Below are 15,596 nucleotides of genomic sequence, written 5' to 3' on the forward strand. Positions count from 1 at the left end.
TCCTCAGTCTGCGCTTACGCGGGTGCCGGTAATCTTTCCCTTCAGTGCGTTTGAGATGCCGTTCTTCTCGTTCAGGGAGAAGATCGCGAGCGGCATGTGGTTCTCCATGCACATGACGGATGCGGAAAGGTCGATGACGCCGAGGCGCTGGTCGACGACATCCTGGATACGGATGGTGTCGAACTTCTTCGCGTTCGGATTCGTCTTCGGGTCGGAATCGTATACACCGTCGATGGCCTTCGCAAGCAGGATCTCCTCGCAGTTCAGCTCGACGGCACGGAGTACGACGCCGGTGTCGGTCGAGAAGTACGGGTGGCCGGTGCCGCCGGCACAGAAGATGACTGTGCCCTTCTCCATCGCCTTGATCGCCTTATCCTTATTAAAGAGCTCGGCCATGTCGCCGATCTGGATCGAAGACATCACCTTCGTCTTCATGCCCTGTGTCCGGAAAATCTCGGAAACATAGATGCAGTTCATCACGGTTGCGAGGATGCCGACCTGATCTGCCTTATAGCGATCGACCTCCACGGACTGACGACCACGCCAGAAGTTACCGCCACCGATCACGATGGCCAGCTGTACGCCGGCATCGACTGCGGTCTTCACTTCCTGTGCGACGGCCCGAATCGTATCATCATCAAAGCCGAAATGCTTTTCACCTGCCAGTGCCTCACCGGACAGCTTCAGCATGACTCTTCTATTCTTCTCTGCCATAGTATCTCCTTTTCATAGTGCGCGCGGGGCGTACGGAAACGACGCGTATCACGATCCCCCACAAGCTTCTATCTGAAGTATTCTACCATACTACAGGGCCGCGTGCTAGCTTAAGTTTTTCTTCGAATCGTTCCCTTAAGCGCGTTGCTTTCAGGAAATGCCCTGAAAGCACAACGTGCTTTCCCGCACAATACTGAACGCAGATCTTTGCGAGGGCGTCGAGGAGGAACCAGGCGAGGAGGCGGCTGTTGTCGTCGGCGCTGCCTGCGTCCGGGTGCTTCCGATTCAGCGGGTGGTCGTAATTGCGTTTTCCTAGGCTTGTAAGGTAGCGGATCCGTTCGTCGGCGAGGAGGCGGATCAGCTGCTCTGTGTGGAGGATGTCCGGATGGTCGTCGGCGTTGGTTTCGCTGAAGGCACCTTCGTCGGTGTCTTCCCAGAGGTCGCCCGGCTCGAGGGTCGGGTCGTCCATCTCTTCGGCGGCCGCGATGAGCTTCTCGAGCTTCGCGTAGAGCGCGTCGATCTGCGCCTTATATTTTCCACGCAGAATGATCGATTTTCGGTCTTGTTCGGCGCATCCATTCATTTCGCTTTGTGCTGCATTTCGGATATCCGTAGATCCATGCAGGTCATTTTCTACATATGGCTCGGTGTTTCCCGAAACCGCCTGCTGTTCGAACGCTTCCGCGGTTTCGGTCAATGCTTCCATCGCTGTTCTTCCCGTCGCTGTGCTGATGCGCTGGAAACCGAGGATGGCTGCGGCGGCGTCGAAGAGGCCGCTCGCCGAGGTGGAGCGGGTGGTGTTTTTATTTCGATCCTGCGCGATATACTGGGCGCGGGCGTCGTTCAGGCTGCAGAGATCGAGGAGGTGAACCTTTTCGGAGGCCGCCTGCTTCGCGACGAAGTCCCGGATGGCTTCGTCCTCGTTATGGGCCATACGCGCGAGGTCATAGAGCATCGATACGGCAGTCTGCCATGGCGTCGAGCTGTGGAGCTCCATATTCGTGCCGATCAGCTGATAGGGATGGATCGAGGCGAGACGCGTGAAGCTCTCGCCGGAGATCTCGAGGATCTCACCGCCCCAGAGCGTGCCGTCGGAGCCGTAGCTGAGGTCATCGAGGCAGATGCCGAGCACGGCAGTGCTCTCGTTACGTACGTCCGCTGCTGCGGCTGTGCTGTGCGTTTTCAGCTGTTCGATGCGATGGGACGCTGTATCCATCTTCTCTGCATCTGCGCTCATCTGCCCATCCTCGCGAAGCGATGGAGTTCGCGTTGCATCGGACTGCATACTGGCATCCATCGCGTCGAGAATCGCGCGGTGACACTTCTGCATACGAAGCATCGGCACCCGATAGTGCTCCGCGAGGACTTCAGCGGCGTAGGTCGTTGGGAACTTCGGGTAGAGGTCGCAGGCGATGCGATCCGGCTGCTCCTCTCTCTCATCGAGGGTTGCGATGACCTGTGCAGCGAGGCGCTCCCCGAGCTGCTGCGGCGTTTCGAGCCCCAGCGTCATCGCTGTGAATGTGAAGTGCTCTGCAGGGTGCAGCTCATAGCGCAGCACATAGCCTTCACTGACATCTGCCCCGAGGGAGACGGTGATCCGACTGTTTCCGCTGTTTTCTTTTAGTTCACTGGTTCTGGTCATATTTTTCACTCTATAGTAGGCATGGTGTGCATTTTCCCGCCTCATCATGCCTACGATTGATCTCAATGCTTACAAAAAACTGTGCCGTTGCCGGCACAGTTTGGAATTTACTTGTGGAAGAGCTTCTTCGTCTGGTACTGCGGCTCGCAGGTCACGTTGACGCCGAGCTTCTTAAAGGTGTTTTCGTCGACTTCAGACAGGATGACAGAGCTGTGTGCCTCACAGCCGCGGAGCTTCTCGAGCTGCTGCATCGCGGTCTCGGCGTTCGGGTCATGGGTCGCGCAGATGGTGAGGGCGATCAGCATCTCATCGAGGTGGAGACGCGGATTGTGGTTGCCGAGGTGCGCCGTCTTCAGGTGCTGGATCGGCTCGATGATCTCCGGGGACATGAGGTTCACGGAGTCGTCGATGCCACCGAGAACCTTCAGGGCATTCAGGAGCATCGCGCTCACCGCGCCGAGCAGCGAGGAAGTTTTTCCGGTGATGATGGTGCCGTCCGGGAGCTCAATCGCTGCGGCCGGGTCGCCGGTCAGCGCCGCCTTCTGCTTGGCCGCTGAAATCACCGGGCGGTCGTTCGTGGAGACATTGGCCTTCTCCATCAGAAGCTCGAGCTTATCAACGATGGACTGTGCGCCGTTTCCCTTGCGAAGATCGCAGAGCGCCGTGTAGTAGCGGCGGATGATCTCGAGGCGGGAGGCATAGCAGCAGTTCTCGTCGTTTTCGATGCAGTAGCCGGCCATGTTGACACCCATGTCGGTCGGGGACTTGTACGGGCTCTCGCCGTAGATGCGCTGGAACATCGCGTTCAGGACAGGGAAGACCTCGACGTCACGGTTATAGTTGACCGTGGTCTTGCCATAGGCTTCGAGGTGATACGGGTCGATCATGTTGACGTCGTTGAGGTCGGCGGTCGCCGCCTCGTAGGCTAGATTGACCGGATGACTCAGCGGGATGTTCCAGATCGGGAAGGTCTCGAACTTCGCGTAGCCGGCCTTGACGCCGTGCTTGTTCTCCTGGTAGAGCTGGCTCAGGCAGACGGCCATCTTTCCGGAACCCGGGCCCGGTGCGGTCACGACCACGAGGGAGCGGGTCGTCTCGATGTAGTCGTTCTTGCCGAAGCCCTCCTCGCTGATGATGAGCGGTACGTTGCCAGGATACCCGGAGATCGGGTAATGACGGTAGACCTTGATACCGAGGGACTCGAGCTTCTTCTTGTAAGCGATCGCACTCTCCTGCCCATCGAAGCGGGTGAGCACGACGGAGCCCACATAGAGGCCATAGCCGCGGAACGCATCGATGAGTCGCAGCACGTCCATATCGTAGGTGATGCCGAGATCCCCACGGACCTTGTTCTTCTCGATGTCGCCGGCATTGATGACGATCACGACCTCCGCGTCATCCTTCAACTCACGCAGCATGCGGATCTTACTATCCGGCTGAAAGCCCGGAAGCACACGTGATGCATGGTAATCATCGAACAGCTTGCCGCCGAACTCAAGATAGAGCTTACCGCCAAACTTCGAAATACGCTCACGGATATGCTCCGACTGCATCTTAAGGTACTTATCGTTATCGAAACCCTTTTTAAACATCGTACTACTCCCTCTTATTCCCTGCTTCGCCGGTGCCACCCTGCACCGATCCACCGTTATTAAATATCAAAAAACAAATCGCAATTAGTATAAAAAAGTCAGTCTGTCTTGTCAATTCATATTGGATACAGAGCGGCCAGGAGGAGCGACAACCGAAACCATACGAAGAGCTCGTGAAGAATCAAAATTCCATCCCTTAGAAGTACTTGGTGTATCTCTCCTTAGAACCCTCTGTCAACGCTGAGTTTTCATCAGGAAAACTCAGCGATTGCAGAGGGCCTAGTACTTCTTAGGGATGGAATTTTAGAGTCTTCCGAGCTCGTAGTACTGTGTTTCGGTTGCCGCCCCTCCGGGCTGTTCTGGATTTATATGATCTTTACTTGATCGCCCAGCGGAGCTTCGTCGAGTGCGCCCGCGGGTTGATGAAGCACTCTTCCTTTCCCGGGCGGATGACGTCACGGGAGACCTCGCGATAGATGCCGGCCTTCTGCATCTCCTTGAAGAACTTCTTCACGAGACGGTCCTCACCGCTGTGGAAGGTAAGGATGGCGACGCGGGCACCCGGATTCAGACAATCCGGCAGCTTCTCGAGGAAGTCATAGAGCACCTCGAACTCACTGTTTACGTCGATGCGCAGTGCCTGAAAGACACGCTGGCAGGACTTCTTCACGGCGTCCTTCTGCTCCTTCTCCGGAAGGAAGGCGAGGGCCTTCGCGATGGTGCCCCGAAGCTCAGTCGTCGTTTCAAACTTCATCCCCTTATGGAGACCGCGGTCGATCTCCCTCGCGATACGCTCAGCATACGGCTCATCGGAATTCTCGATGAACATGTTCACCATGTCGTCATAGGACAGCGTGCGCAGGCGCTCGGAAGCCGATTCGCCGGCTTCCGGATTGAGTCTCAGGTCCAGCGGGCCGTCGGTCTTATAGCTGAAGCCCCGCTCCGGATTATCGATCTGCATCGAGGAGACGCCGAGATCCGCGAGGACGAAATCGAATTTGTCGCCATTCCCCGTGACCTGGTCGATGTCCCGGAAATTCAGATGACGGATGGTGAGAATATCCTCCCCGTAGCCCTTCTCACGGAGACGCTTCTCGGTCTTCGCCGACTCGATCGGATCGACGTCCGTCGCGTAGAGGTGCCCCTGTCCATGGAGCTGCTCGAGCATCTTCTCCGTGTGCCCGCCGTAGCCGAGGGTGGCATCCATGCCGATCTCGCCCGGCTGAATCTTCAGCACATCGAGGATCTCCTTCACCATGATCGAGATGTGCATCCCTGCCGGAGTCTTCCCCTTCTGGATGATCTTCACGATGTCGTCCTGGTACTTCTCCGGGTTCAGCTCTTTATACTTTTCGTCGAAGCGGCGCGGATACTTCCCGCTGTAGCGCTTCCGCCGCTGATGCTTCACTGGCTCTCCGCCTGCCGTAGAAGTAGTGGCAGACATCATTGTGTCAGCATTGTCCGCTGACTGTGCGCTGGCACCTGCTTCCGCGTCGTGCCGGATGTCGGCATTGTCCTCCTGTGTATCACTGGTCAAATGTTCAATTCTCTTCTCTGTCATGAATCCAGAAACTCCACTCTATAATATGGGACAGCGTTGCCATCCATCGGGCGACTGAAGAAGTAGCCCTGGACGTCGTCACAGCCGAGGGCCGTGGCGAGGTCATACTGCGCGCGATTCTCGACACCCTCGATACAGAGTGTCATATTGAGGTCATGCGCGATGTTGACGATGTTCTTGATGATGTTGGTCTTTCCCTGCTGGAGGTAGGTGTCCGTCATCTTCTTATCCAGCTTGATACGGTCCGCCGGGATGAAGGTGAGGTAGTTCAGCGACGAGTAGCCCGTGCCGAAGTCGTCGAGGGCGAGGCCGATCCCGAGCTCCCGAAGCTGCCGGAAGAGCATGTTCGTCTGCTCCTTATACTCCATATAGAGACTCTCCGTAACCTCGATCTCGATGAGATCCGGCGAGATGTTTTCCTTCTGAAGCAGGGACTTCAAGTACTGCACGTACTCTTCATCCTGCAGCTGCTTCGCCGAGTAGTTGATGGACACCTTCTGAAGCTCCACGCCCTGGGCGCGCCAGACGGCCATCTGATGGATGACCTTTTCGGTGACGATACGGCCGATCCGGATGATCATGCCGTACTTCTCTGCTGGGGCAATGAAGCGGTCCGGATAGTATGCACCGCTCTTCAGGCGTACGAGGGCCTCGTAGCCGATGACTTTGCCGGTTTTCGTCGAGATCTGCGGCTGGTAGACGATCCGGAAACCGTCGTGATCACAGGCATCATGCAGGGTCAGGACGATATTGTCCTCCTCGAGGATGCGCTCATGCATCGTCGCATCGAAGAATACCGCCGTATGCTTGCCGCGGCTCTTCGCCTCTGTCAGCGCCTTGTCTGCCTCGGAGAAAAGCTCATTGATGAGGCGTTCCTTCCCGGCCGACGTCGTTACACCGATGCTGGGGGTAACGGTCAGATGCTGCTCTTCATAGATGTATGGTTCATTCAGGATGTTTCGGAGATACGATAGCATCTCGCCGCTGTCCTGGTTGATTTCATTCGCAAACAGGATGGCGAACTCATCACCGCCGTAACGGGAAACGAAGCCCTGGTACTTCACCGCGACGAGGCGGAGGCGACGGGCCATCTCCTTCAGTACATAATCGCCAGCGCCGTGGCCGAAGGTATCGTTCAGGGTTTTAAAGTTATCGATATCGATGAGCATGAGGGTATGGGTGCCGCCCTCCTGCAGCAGCTCCTGCATGCGCACATCGGCATGGCTCCGGTTCGGCAGCTGTGTCATCGTATCATGCTCATACATATACTGCAGCTTGTTTCTGGAGTAGGTCAGCTCGCGGGTCTTGCGCCGCTTCTCTTCGTTTGAGATTTCGAGAACGATCAGCCCGATAAAGAGGCCGGTCATGATGTAGGCACTCGGCAGGATGATCGCCTTATATTGCCTGAAGTAGCTCAGCGGCTCGTTGATGAATTCGGTATCCTTCGGAAGGACATAGGTGCCCAGTCCATGCTTCTTCAGGACATCATAATCGAAGGCATAGTGGCTGACGTTCTCATAGTCCACCGGCATAGCATCCGCCGATGCACCATTCAGGATGTCAATGACGGTACGCGCAGCGATCTCTCCTGCCGCTTCGTAGTCGAAGTAATGTCCGCCGGCGAGGCCGCAGCCGAGACCGCCGATCGAGGCACGGAAAACCGGCACCGGACAGTGCTCTGCGATGAACGCTGCACTCGTTTCGACATCATAAATCGAGCCATCTGCATTTTCGAAGGCATCCATGAAGATTACGATGGAATCCTGGTCGATGCTTTCGAGCTGCTGTGTCAGCTCGTCGGTATAGAGCATCGAGGTATTGATATACTGGAAGCTATAGTCCGGGAAATCAGCTTCGAGCTTCTGCATCTGCTTGAAGTCACCGAGTCCGGAGTCGGTTTCATCATAGATGGTGACGATCGTATCCGCCTTCGGAAGAAGCTTCGCCGCGACTTCGATCGTGCCCTTCAGGTCGAAATTCTCCGTTTTACCGGTGACATCATGATAGTTCATCGCGCCACGTGCGTGGTCGAAATCATTGATGCACATAAAGACCATCGGGCTGCCCTTAAAGAGGGTATCGCGATAGCGGAGACCGAACTTCAGTGCAGCATCATCCGCGAGGATGATGGCGTCAAACGCATCCTGATTCCGATACTTATAGAGCAGACTGTTGTAGACATTCTGCAGATTCCCTTCCGCCGGGTAGTTTCGGGTATCCATGAACTCCTCGGTCACGTTGATCCCCGGGTACTGGTCGAACACCTTCAGCATCCCCTTCTCCTGATCCGGCACGGTGATGAAGCTCCGGCTGTAGGAGCTCAGAAAGAGAACGTCCGCACTCGAAAAAGAAGCCTCCTGCACGGTGGCAGCAGACGTATCCGGCGCATAGGTCGAGTTGTAGAAGTCCTGGATGAGCATCACGAGGCCACAGAGGATAAAGCCGGCCGAGAGGGTACACAGGATGATATGGATATGTTTTCTTGAGAATTCTTTCAACGCTCTATTTCGTCTCAGGGATGCGAGACGCTCCTATTAATCATTTTAACGTAGAACGTTGATTCGGGCAAGTTGATTGTGCAGAATGACCGGAGCCACGGAGGGGCGACAACGGAGGCCATACGTAGAGAACGTGTGAAATCAAGTCGGGTCCCCTTAGCGGCACTTGGTACTATTTTCCTTAGCACCCTCTAGCAACGCTGAGTTTTCATCAAGAAAACTCAGCGATTGCAGAGGGCCTAGTGCCGCTTAGGGTCCCCGGCTTAGATTGAACCGGTCTCGGAGTACTGTGCCTCCGTTGTCGCCCCTCCGGGGCTCCGGTCATCAGATTGATTTCAGCAGATTCACATTGCCTTCGTCGTGCTCGACCTCCTTCGAGAAGAGGTGCGCGACGTCGATGATGTCCGCGACGTCGAGCTGCTGCTGTCCGGTCCAGCGGCTGTAGAGCATGAAGAGGATCATCATGAGGCTACGGTGGACGAGGCAGAGCTCGATTTCGATATCGCCGTCGATGCAGGTGTGGATGAAGTAGCGGTAGACGAAGTAGACGGCGAGCTTCGTGAACCAGCGGTCGAGCTGCGCGGCTTCCGCCTGCATGAACAGAGGAAGTGCATCGAGGAAGTGCGGATCTGCGATCTTCTGCTCGTAGTCTTCGACGAGGGCATCCCACTCCGGACGGAGGGAATCGAGATGCTTCATGCACTCGACGAGGGCCGGGAAATCCTCCTTCAGATAGCTTCGCTCCGCGTCGGCTTCCTTCGGATCGAGGCCCTGCGCTTCGGCGACGAGGGCGCGTACGGCCTGCCATGCATCGAGGAAGGCACCGTCGTGATCCTGGAGAAGCGCGATGCAGCGGTTTCGAAGTGCAAGCACCTCGATGAGGGTCTCCTGTTCTTCTTCACTGATCTCCTCACCCGGGATCTCATTCTCGGAGCGGATATACTTGATCCGCGCACACTCCGTGAAGAAGATGCGGCCGAGCTCCATGCAGCTCAGGCTCATGTCGATCTGCTCATAATTTCCGATGTCCATGAAGTAGCGCGGGTACTCCGTGCAGGTCTGACAGAGACTCTCCTCCCCGAGCTGTATATACATCTCACAGAGAAGGTCCTTCCGAAGAAACGGGCAGCGGCCTTCCTTCGTGAGCGGGAAGAAGCAGTCGCCGTCCTCTTCCTGGATATGGGCGCGCAGCGTGTCTCCGAAGCTGCCCTCCACGCTGCGGTAGTATGCGCTCGACGCCTCGTCGACGTCGACCTCCCAGCCGGCACAGCAGGTGTCCGGGCAGTGGCCTCCGATGCAGCGGAACTTTTCATAGTAGGATGGATATTCGATGATCATAATGTCTTACACCTCTCCCTTCAGTGGACAGTTCGCGAGCAGATTTCGTACCGCCGCACGGTAGCGCACGATAGTATCTGCCTTCCGGATCTCCTTCATGTAGCGATCGCTGCCTTCGAAGGACTGACTCAGCCAGTTCCAGTACTCCTTCATCTTAAACAGGGTGTTCCGTTCACTCTGCATCTCCGTCATGTAATTCTCGAGCAGCTGCTCGTGGAAGGCCTTCAGCTCCTCGAGCGTCGCCGCTGCCCCGCCCCGGATCTCACGCACCAGCGCCGGATTTGTGAGGAGTCCGCGGCCGATCATGATACTGTCAATCTCCGGGAACATCCGGGTGATCCGCTCATAGTCTGCGACGGTGACGATGTCTCCGTTATACACGAGGTGATGCTTCGACGCCTCGACGAACTGCCGGAAGACGTCGAGATGCACCTCTCCGCGGTAGATCTGCTTCTGCACACGCGGGTGAACGATGAGATCCTTCAGCGGGTAACGGTTGTAGACACGGATCAGCTCGCCGGCTTCGTCCGGTTCCCAGCCGCCGATCCGGGTCTTCACGGAGATGCAGACATGCGTCCGGCCATCTGTGGTCTTCACCGGCTTCGGGCGGATCGCGCCGTCTCCCTCTTCCGAGGCCAATGTCTCTGCCGCTTCGTTCATCTCGTCGCGCGATGCCTCGGATGCCTCCGCGTATTTCGAGTCCAATGTCTCTGCCGAAGGCATCTTCACGAAGAGCGGTACCTCAGGTGCGTCCGCGACATCATAGCAGATACCTTCTTTCTCCAGAAGCTCGAAGGTCTGATCGAGGAACTCGTCGAGGCGATCCGGGTCCCGGAGCAGACCGGCGCCTTTCCCCTTCGCGACGACCGTGCCACTCGGGCAGCCTGCATTGAGATTCACCTCGGTATAACCGAGCTTCGCCATCTCCCGGATGGCCCAGACGAACATCTCTGCGTTATTCGTGATGATCTGCGGCACGACGCGCATGCCGAGATTATGCTCCGGTGCGACATCGCGCTCCTCACGGTGTGTAAACTGGAAGGTATCATTCGCCGAGAGAAACGGCGTATAGAAGCGATCGAGGCCTGGGAACGCGGCGTTGTACGCGGTCCGAAAATAATAGCCGGTGACGCCCTCCATCGGTGCGAAATAGAAGTTCATAAAGTAAATCCTTTTGTTTGCAATAGGCGGAGTTATGGTTCAGATGTAGTTAAGTCAAGGCGTGGCCCGGAGGGACGGCAACGGTGGCCATACGTAGAGACCGTGTGAAATCAAGCCGGGGACCCTTAGCGGCACTTGGTACTATTTTCCTTAGCACCCTCTGCAACGCTGAGTTTTCATAAAGAAAACTCAGTGATTGCAGAGGGCCTAGTGCCGCTTAGGGTCCCCGGCTTAGATTGAACCGGTCTCGAAGTACTGTGCCTCCGTTGCCGCCCCTCCGGCCCCTTGGCTGAACTGCAATGATCTATCACTGTGCACATCTCAGCCGAGAAAGGCACGGACCTCCTCCAGTCGCTTCTCTGCCTCGCTGCGTCCGATCTGGTATACGCGCTCGAGTGCCTCCGGATCGTGCTCGACGCGGTGTATGCCGAGAGGCGCTGGCGGCTGGATGACCAGTACCTGACCGGTGGTCTCCTTCGCGTGCACATCCGCGAGCTGATCGTTATACATGAAGTGACGATTCTTCATCGCCTCATAGCAGAGCGGATACTGCTTCTGCAGCTTGCGGAAGGCCTGCATGCCCGCCTGCGGTTTCTTCTGGTAGCTCCGGTCCTGTGTGAGGATGACGACATTGCGCTCATAGCCGATATGCTCCATGAAGGAGAGCGGGATCGCGTTGCTGATACCGCCATCGAGGAGCGTCTGGCCACGGATCACGACCGGCTTCGACACGAGCGGCATGGAGGCACTCGCACGGAACCACTCCATCTCCTCCGGATTCGAGCTCTTACACTCATGGTAGACCGGACGCCCGGTATCACAGTCCGTCGCGACCATGTAGAACTTCATCGGATTCGCGAGGAAGCTGTCCCAGTCGAAGAGATCGATCGTTTCCGGAAGCGTATGATAGCAGAACTCGGCATTGTAGAGGTTTCCGGTCTTCAGCAGGGACTCAATGCTGCAGTAGCGGCGGTCCTTCGCGAAGCGCTTATTGTAGCGGATCGTGCGTCCGATCTGCCGCGACTTGAAATTGCAGCCGAAGGTGGCACCCGCCGACACTCCGACCATACCGTCGAAGCGGATCCCCTCCTCCAAAAATACATCGAGCACACCCGCGGTGAACATCCCGCGCATCGCGCCGCCTTCACATACCAGGCCCGTACGGACCGTCTTTTCTTCTTCCATCCTTCTGCCTCCACTTTTCCGTCTGTTTCTGCTCCGTCTCTTATGCGGAAACGAAATTCTCCTGCCTGAGCTGTCCGGCCCGGCTTATGACGCCGTGACCGGATCCTCCTGTCTGGACGGTTCGCCTCACGACATCTTTTTCATTCGGCGGACGATTTCCGCCGGAACAGGCTACCGAGCTCCTTAGAAATTCGCGATCGACGCCTCGTTCGGCACGATCATCATGTAGCAGCCGTTATGACACTGCTGCAGCAGCGCGATCATATCCGCTTCCTCGACGGAAACGCAGCCTGCCGAGCCCCAGTCTGCCGGATTCTTGCAGTGCAGGAAGATCGCAGACCCGCGCTTGTAGACGGTCGGGTTCACATTGAAGCCGACGGCCATCGCATACTTATAGCAGATCGTGTACTCGCTGAGATGCTCTCCGCTGATCGGCGTCGCGCTCTCGACCCATGTGTTATACGTCGCCTGCTCGCCGGACCAGTAGGAGTTCGGCGTCACATCGCGCCAGCTCATCTGCGTGCCCGGATTCGGGGAGATGCCGAACGCATGGAGGATCGGGAAGGAGCCGACCGGCGTCGTCTGGTCGCCCTCGTGCCGCTCGTTCCAGGCCTTCAGTCCGTTTCGCCCATAGCCGCAGTAGGTTTCCATCGCCTTCTGCCAGCTGCCGTCCGCCTGCTTATTATAGAGGGCGAGGCTGTGGTCCACGACGAGGATGATCTGGTCTGTGATCTGTGCGGTCAGCGTTTTCGCCAATGCTTCTGCCTTCGCATCGTCACCGCTCGGAGCGCTCGTCACAGGCCCCGTGGTATCGATGATGGTTGGTCCGAACTCTGCCAGTGAAGTAAATGCGCTACTTACGAAAAGCAACGCTGCGATCAGACAGGTGCCGATGAAATTCTTTCTCATTTTCATACTGTATATCCTCTATAGTCCATATCCTGCATCCCATGTTCTCATCCGTCTCATATCACCGACGATGAAATGGGATACAAGCATCCGTATGGTCTGCGATGATCTCATCCCCATGCGAATCAGTCATAATCCACCTTCATCAGGCAGAGCCCCTTCGCTTCCATCGTGACGCCGGCCATCTTCCGGTCACGGGAGGCGATGATGTCCTTCATCGATTCCGGACTCCGCTTTCCGAAGCCAACCTCGAGGAGGGTGCCGGTCATGATGCGGATCTGGTTCTGCAGGAAGCCGGTGCCATGGAAGTAGAGACGGATGTAAGGGCCGTTCTCCGTGATCTCCACGGTATCGATCTTTCGCACGGTCGACTTTTTCATCTTGCTGTTACCGCAGAAGCACCTGAAGTCATGCTCCCCGATGAGGTACGCGGCAGCCTCCCGCATCGCTGCGAGGTCCGGGTGCTTCTCGAGAACCGAGACATACTTCCGCTCGAAGACCGGCTTCTGATCACTGTACCAGCAGCTGTAGCGGTAGGTCTTGCCTGACGCCTTGAAGCGGCTGTGAAAGCGATCTGCGCAGAGCTTCAGCTCGTTGATGCTGATATCATCCGGGAGGTACTGGTTCATGTAGCTCCGGATCTCCTCTTCTGTTTTATCGGTATCGAGCAGCACATTGGCAGTCATCGCACGTGCATGCACACCGGCGTCGGTCCGTCCCGCGCCGATGACGGTGATCGGGAAGGAGGCACAGTCCGCTGCCTGATACTGGTCGCCGTAGATCATGCGGGTCAGCACCTGCTCAAGCTTTCCCTGGATCGTGAGCTCGGTGTTCGGCTGGTGCTCCCAGCCATAGTAGCGGGAACCGTCGTAGCTTAGAATCATCTTATAGTTTCTGGTCATAGTATGCTCCGTTTTTTTGTTTGGGAACATTGTAGCGCACTCGGGCGGTGAAGGTCAATTTACAAAATCCGGTCAATGTTCATTCGAATCTCCGAAGGGCAGCAATAGAAACACAGTACTCCAAGACCGGTTCAATCTAAGCCGGGGACCTTAAGCGGCACTAGGCCCTCTGGGGATTCGATCTGAACAGTAGGCGAGTAACAAAAGAGCTTCGGGACATGCCCGAAGCTCTGGTGAAATTATCATCTTTGAAGATTAGTTCTTCTTTGCAGCTGCCTGCTGTGCAGCAACCTCTGCTGCGAAGTCCTCGCTCTTCTTCTCGAGGCCCTCACCGGTCTCATAACGTACGAAGGTTACGAGCTGGATCTTCGCGCCCTGAGCCTTGGCTACAGAATCAACATACTGCTGAACGCTCTGCTTGCCATCCTCTGCTCTTACGTAGGTCTGATCTACGAGGCAGATCTCCTTGAGCTCCTTGTTGAGACGACCTTGAACCATACCGTTGAGAACCTTCTCCGGTGCGTTCGGCTTCTCGTTCTTGGCAGCCTCTGTAAGGATAGCGGTCTCGTGTGCGAGATACTCCTGGTCAACCTCTGCACGAGTGGTGTACTTCGGGTTCAGAGCAGCGATCTGCATCGCGATGTTCTTCGCCATCTCAGCGACAGCGTCGTTGACAACGTCGGACTTCACCTGAAGGATGACACCGATACGTCCACCAGCGTGGATGTAAGCGGATACGAGACCCTCGTTCTCAACGAGCTTGTGGAAACGACGGATGTGCATGTTCTCACCGATGATGGAGATCTCCTCGGAAAGCTGCTCAGCGACGGTTCTGGTCTCATCGAGGTTCCACTTCTCAGCGAGGAAAGCGTCGATGTCTGCAGCGGAAGTTGTAAGAGCCTGATCACAAACCTGATCAACGTAAGCCTGGAACTTTGCGTTCTTTGCTACGAAATCGGTCTCAGCGTTAACCTCTACGACAACACCAGTGTGCATGTCCTCAGAAACCTTTGCGAAGGAAACACCCTCTGCTGCGATTCTGCCGGCCTTCTTCTCAGCGCCTGCAAGGCCCTGCTCTCTAAGGAACTCTACGGCCTTATCCATGTCACCCTCGGTAGCAGCGAGTGCCTTCTTACAAGCCATCATACCTGCACCGGTAATATCTCTTAACTCCTTAACCTGAGCTGCTGTAATTGCCATCTTTTTATCCTCCTGGATGTTTATTTGATGGAAGCCCCACCGGCTCCCTTTGAAACAAGAAAAGCCAGCATTCTGCAATTTATGAAATTGTCGAATGCTGGCGTTATCAATTAATTAAGCCTCAGTAGAAACGACAGTCTCGTCGCCAGCAGTTGCTGCTGCAGCCTCTTCCTCTGTCATATCGCCCTGCTTAGCCTCGATGACAGCATCTGCCATCTTGCCGACGATCAGCTTGATCGCACGGATAGCGTCATCGTTACCCGGGATTACATAATCAAGCTCCTCAGGATCAGCGTTGGTATCTGCGATACCGAAAAGGGTGATGCCGAGGTTATGAGCCTCCTTCACGCAGATCTTCTCCTTCTTAGGATCTACAACGAAGATCGCGTCCGGAAGAACCTTCATCTCCTTGATGCCACCGATGTTAGCCTCAAGCTTCTCCCACTCCTTCTTGATCAGCGCAACTTCCTTCTTCGGAAGAACGTCGAAGGTGCCATCCTCTGCCATCTTCTCGATCTGCTTCAGACGCTCGATACGAGTCTCGATGGTCTTGAAGTTTGTAAGCATACCGCCGAGCCATCTCTCGTTTACGTAGAACTCACCACAACGAAGAGCCTCTGCCTTTACAGCATCCTGTGCCTGCTTCTTGGTACCTACGAAAAGAACAGTACCACCGTCCTGTACGATCTTTACCATCGCGTTGTAGGCATCGTCTACCATCTTTACGGTCTGCTGAAGATCGATGATGTGGATACCGTTACGCTGTGTGTAGATGTACGGAGCCATCTTAGGGTTCCATCTTCTGGTCTGATGACCAAAGTGTACGCCAGCCTCAAGGAGCTGCTTCATTCCAATTGCACTCATTTTAATACCTCCTGGTTGTTTCTTCCATCT

Annotated in this window: 12 protein-coding genes; all 12 read right to left on the reverse strand. The window is 56.0% G+C overall.

All coding sequences use genetic code 11. The features are described 5' to 3' along the window. Nucleotides 1-3: 3 nt before the first annotated feature. On the reverse strand, nucleotides 4-714 hold the full coding sequence (gene pyrH / locus ACTNC3_RS01670) for a UMP kinase (RefSeq protein WP_410042977.1): 711 nt from the start codon (nucleotides 712-714) through the stop codon (nucleotides 4-6). 82 nt (nucleotides 715-796) lie between these two features. Further along, nucleotides 797-2,356: a Kae1-like domain-containing protein gene (locus tag ACTNC3_RS01675; RefSeq protein ID WP_441226255.1), complete on the reverse strand. Its 1,560-nt coding sequence runs from the start codon at nucleotides 2,354-2,356 to the stop codon at nucleotides 797-799. 107 nt (nucleotides 2,357-2,463) lie between these two features. Continuing rightward, complete coding sequence (locus ACTNC3_RS01680; RefSeq protein ID WP_441226256.1) at nucleotides 2,464-3,948, reverse strand: DUF1846 domain-containing protein; 1,485 nt, start codon at nucleotides 3,946-3,948, stop codon at nucleotides 2,464-2,466. Between the two features lie 376 nt (nucleotides 3,949-4,324). Next, complete coding sequence (rsmH, locus tag ACTNC3_RS01685; protein ID WP_441226375.1) at nucleotides 4,325-5,392, reverse strand: 16S rRNA (cytosine(1402)-N(4))-methyltransferase RsmH; 1,068 nt, start codon at nucleotides 5,390-5,392, stop codon at nucleotides 4,325-4,327. A 113-nt stretch (nucleotides 5,393-5,505) separates the two neighbouring features. Continuing rightward, nucleotides 5,506-8,007 (reverse strand): EAL domain-containing protein, encoded by a 2,502-nt coding sequence (locus ACTNC3_RS01690; protein ID WP_441226257.1) that lies wholly within the window; start codon nucleotides 8,005-8,007, stop codon nucleotides 5,506-5,508. Between the two features lie 324 nt (nucleotides 8,008-8,331). Next, on the reverse strand, nucleotides 8,332-9,345 hold the full coding sequence (fliB, locus tag ACTNC3_RS01695) for a flagellin lysine-N-methylase (protein ID WP_441226258.1): 1,014 nt from the start codon (nucleotides 9,343-9,345) through the stop codon (nucleotides 8,332-8,334). 6 nt (nucleotides 9,346-9,351) lie between these two features. Continuing rightward, nucleotides 9,352-10,506 (reverse strand): tRNA dihydrouridine synthase, encoded by a 1,155-nt coding sequence (locus ACTNC3_RS01700; protein ID WP_441226259.1) that lies wholly within the window; start codon nucleotides 10,504-10,506, stop codon nucleotides 9,352-9,354. Between the two features lie 321 nt (nucleotides 10,507-10,827). Further along, the gene (locus ACTNC3_RS01705; protein WP_410042983.1) at nucleotides 10,828-11,691 is read right to left on the reverse strand and encodes a patatin-like phospholipase family protein; all 864 of its coding nucleotides are present in this window, start codon (nucleotides 11,689-11,691) and stop codon (nucleotides 10,828-10,830) included. A gap of 183 nt (nucleotides 11,692-11,874) precedes the next feature. Continuing rightward, nucleotides 11,875-12,606, reverse strand: coding sequence for a L,D-transpeptidase family protein (locus ACTNC3_RS01710; RefSeq protein ID WP_441226260.1), 732 nt, complete (start codon nucleotides 12,604-12,606; stop codon nucleotides 11,875-11,877). 119 nt (nucleotides 12,607-12,725) lie between these two features. Continuing rightward, nucleotides 12,726-13,502 carry a tRNA pseudouridine(38-40) synthase TruA gene (truA, locus tag ACTNC3_RS01715; protein WP_441226261.1) on the reverse strand — a complete coding sequence of 259 codons (777 nt, stop codon included), beginning with the start codon at nucleotides 13,500-13,502 and terminating at the stop codon, nucleotides 12,726-12,728. Nucleotides 13,503-13,757: 255 nt separating this feature from the next. Further along, entirely contained in the window at nucleotides 13,758-14,702 is a 945-nt protein-coding gene (tsf, locus tag ACTNC3_RS01720) for a translation elongation factor Ts (protein ID WP_441226262.1), read from the reverse strand. Between the two features lie 114 nt (nucleotides 14,703-14,816). Next, nucleotides 14,817-15,566, reverse strand: a complete 750-nt coding sequence (gene rpsB / locus ACTNC3_RS01725) for a 30S ribosomal protein S2 (protein ID WP_410042987.1) — start codon at nucleotides 15,564-15,566, stop codon at nucleotides 14,817-14,819. Between the last annotated feature and the right edge of the window lie 30 nt (nucleotides 15,567-15,596).

The organism is Oribacterium sp. HCP3S3_B9, assembly GCF_052064255.1.
Lineage (GTDB): Bacteria > Bacillota > Clostridia > Lachnospirales > Lachnospiraceae > Oribacterium.

Bases quoted from the DNA above. Each gene is read 5' to 3' on its own strand.
- pyrH (WP_410042977.1), bottom strand. From the start codon at position 714: ATGGCAGAGAAGAATAGAAGAGTCATGCTGAAGCTGTCCGGTGAGGCA.
- ACTNC3_RS01675 (WP_441226255.1), bottom strand. From the start codon at position 2,356: ATGACCAGAACCAGTGAACTAAAAGAAAACAGCGGAAACAGTCGGATC.
- ACTNC3_RS01680 (WP_441226256.1), bottom strand. From the start codon at position 3,948: ATGTTTAAAAAGGGTTTCGATAACGATAAGTACCTTAAGATGCAGTCG.
- rsmH (WP_441226375.1), bottom strand. From the start codon at position 5,392: ATGTCTGCCACTACTTCTACGGCAGGCGGAGAGCCAGTGAAGCATCAG.
- fliB (WP_441226258.1), bottom strand. From the start codon at position 9,345: ATGATCATCGAATATCCATCCTACTATGAAAAGTTCCGCTGCATCGGA.
- ACTNC3_RS01700 (WP_441226259.1), bottom strand. From the start codon at position 10,506: ATGAACTTCTATTTCGCACCGATGGAGGGCGTCACCGGCTATTATTTT.
- ACTNC3_RS01705 (WP_410042983.1), bottom strand. From the start codon at position 11,691: ATGGAAGAAGAAAAGACGGTCCGTACGGGCCTGGTATGTGAAGGCGGC.
- ACTNC3_RS01710 (WP_441226260.1), bottom strand. From the start codon at position 12,606: ATGAAAATGAGAAAGAATTTCATCGGCACCTGTCTGATCGCAGCGTTG.
- truA (WP_441226261.1), bottom strand. From the start codon at position 13,502: ATGACCAGAAACTATAAGATGATTCTAAGCTACGACGGTTCCCGCTAC.
- tsf (WP_441226262.1), bottom strand. From the start codon at position 14,702: ATGGCAATTACAGCAGCTCAGGTTAAGGAGTTAAGAGATATTACCGGT.
- rpsB (WP_410042987.1), bottom strand. From the start codon at position 15,566: ATGAGTGCAATTGGAATGAAGCAGCTCCTTGAGGCTGGCGTACACTTT.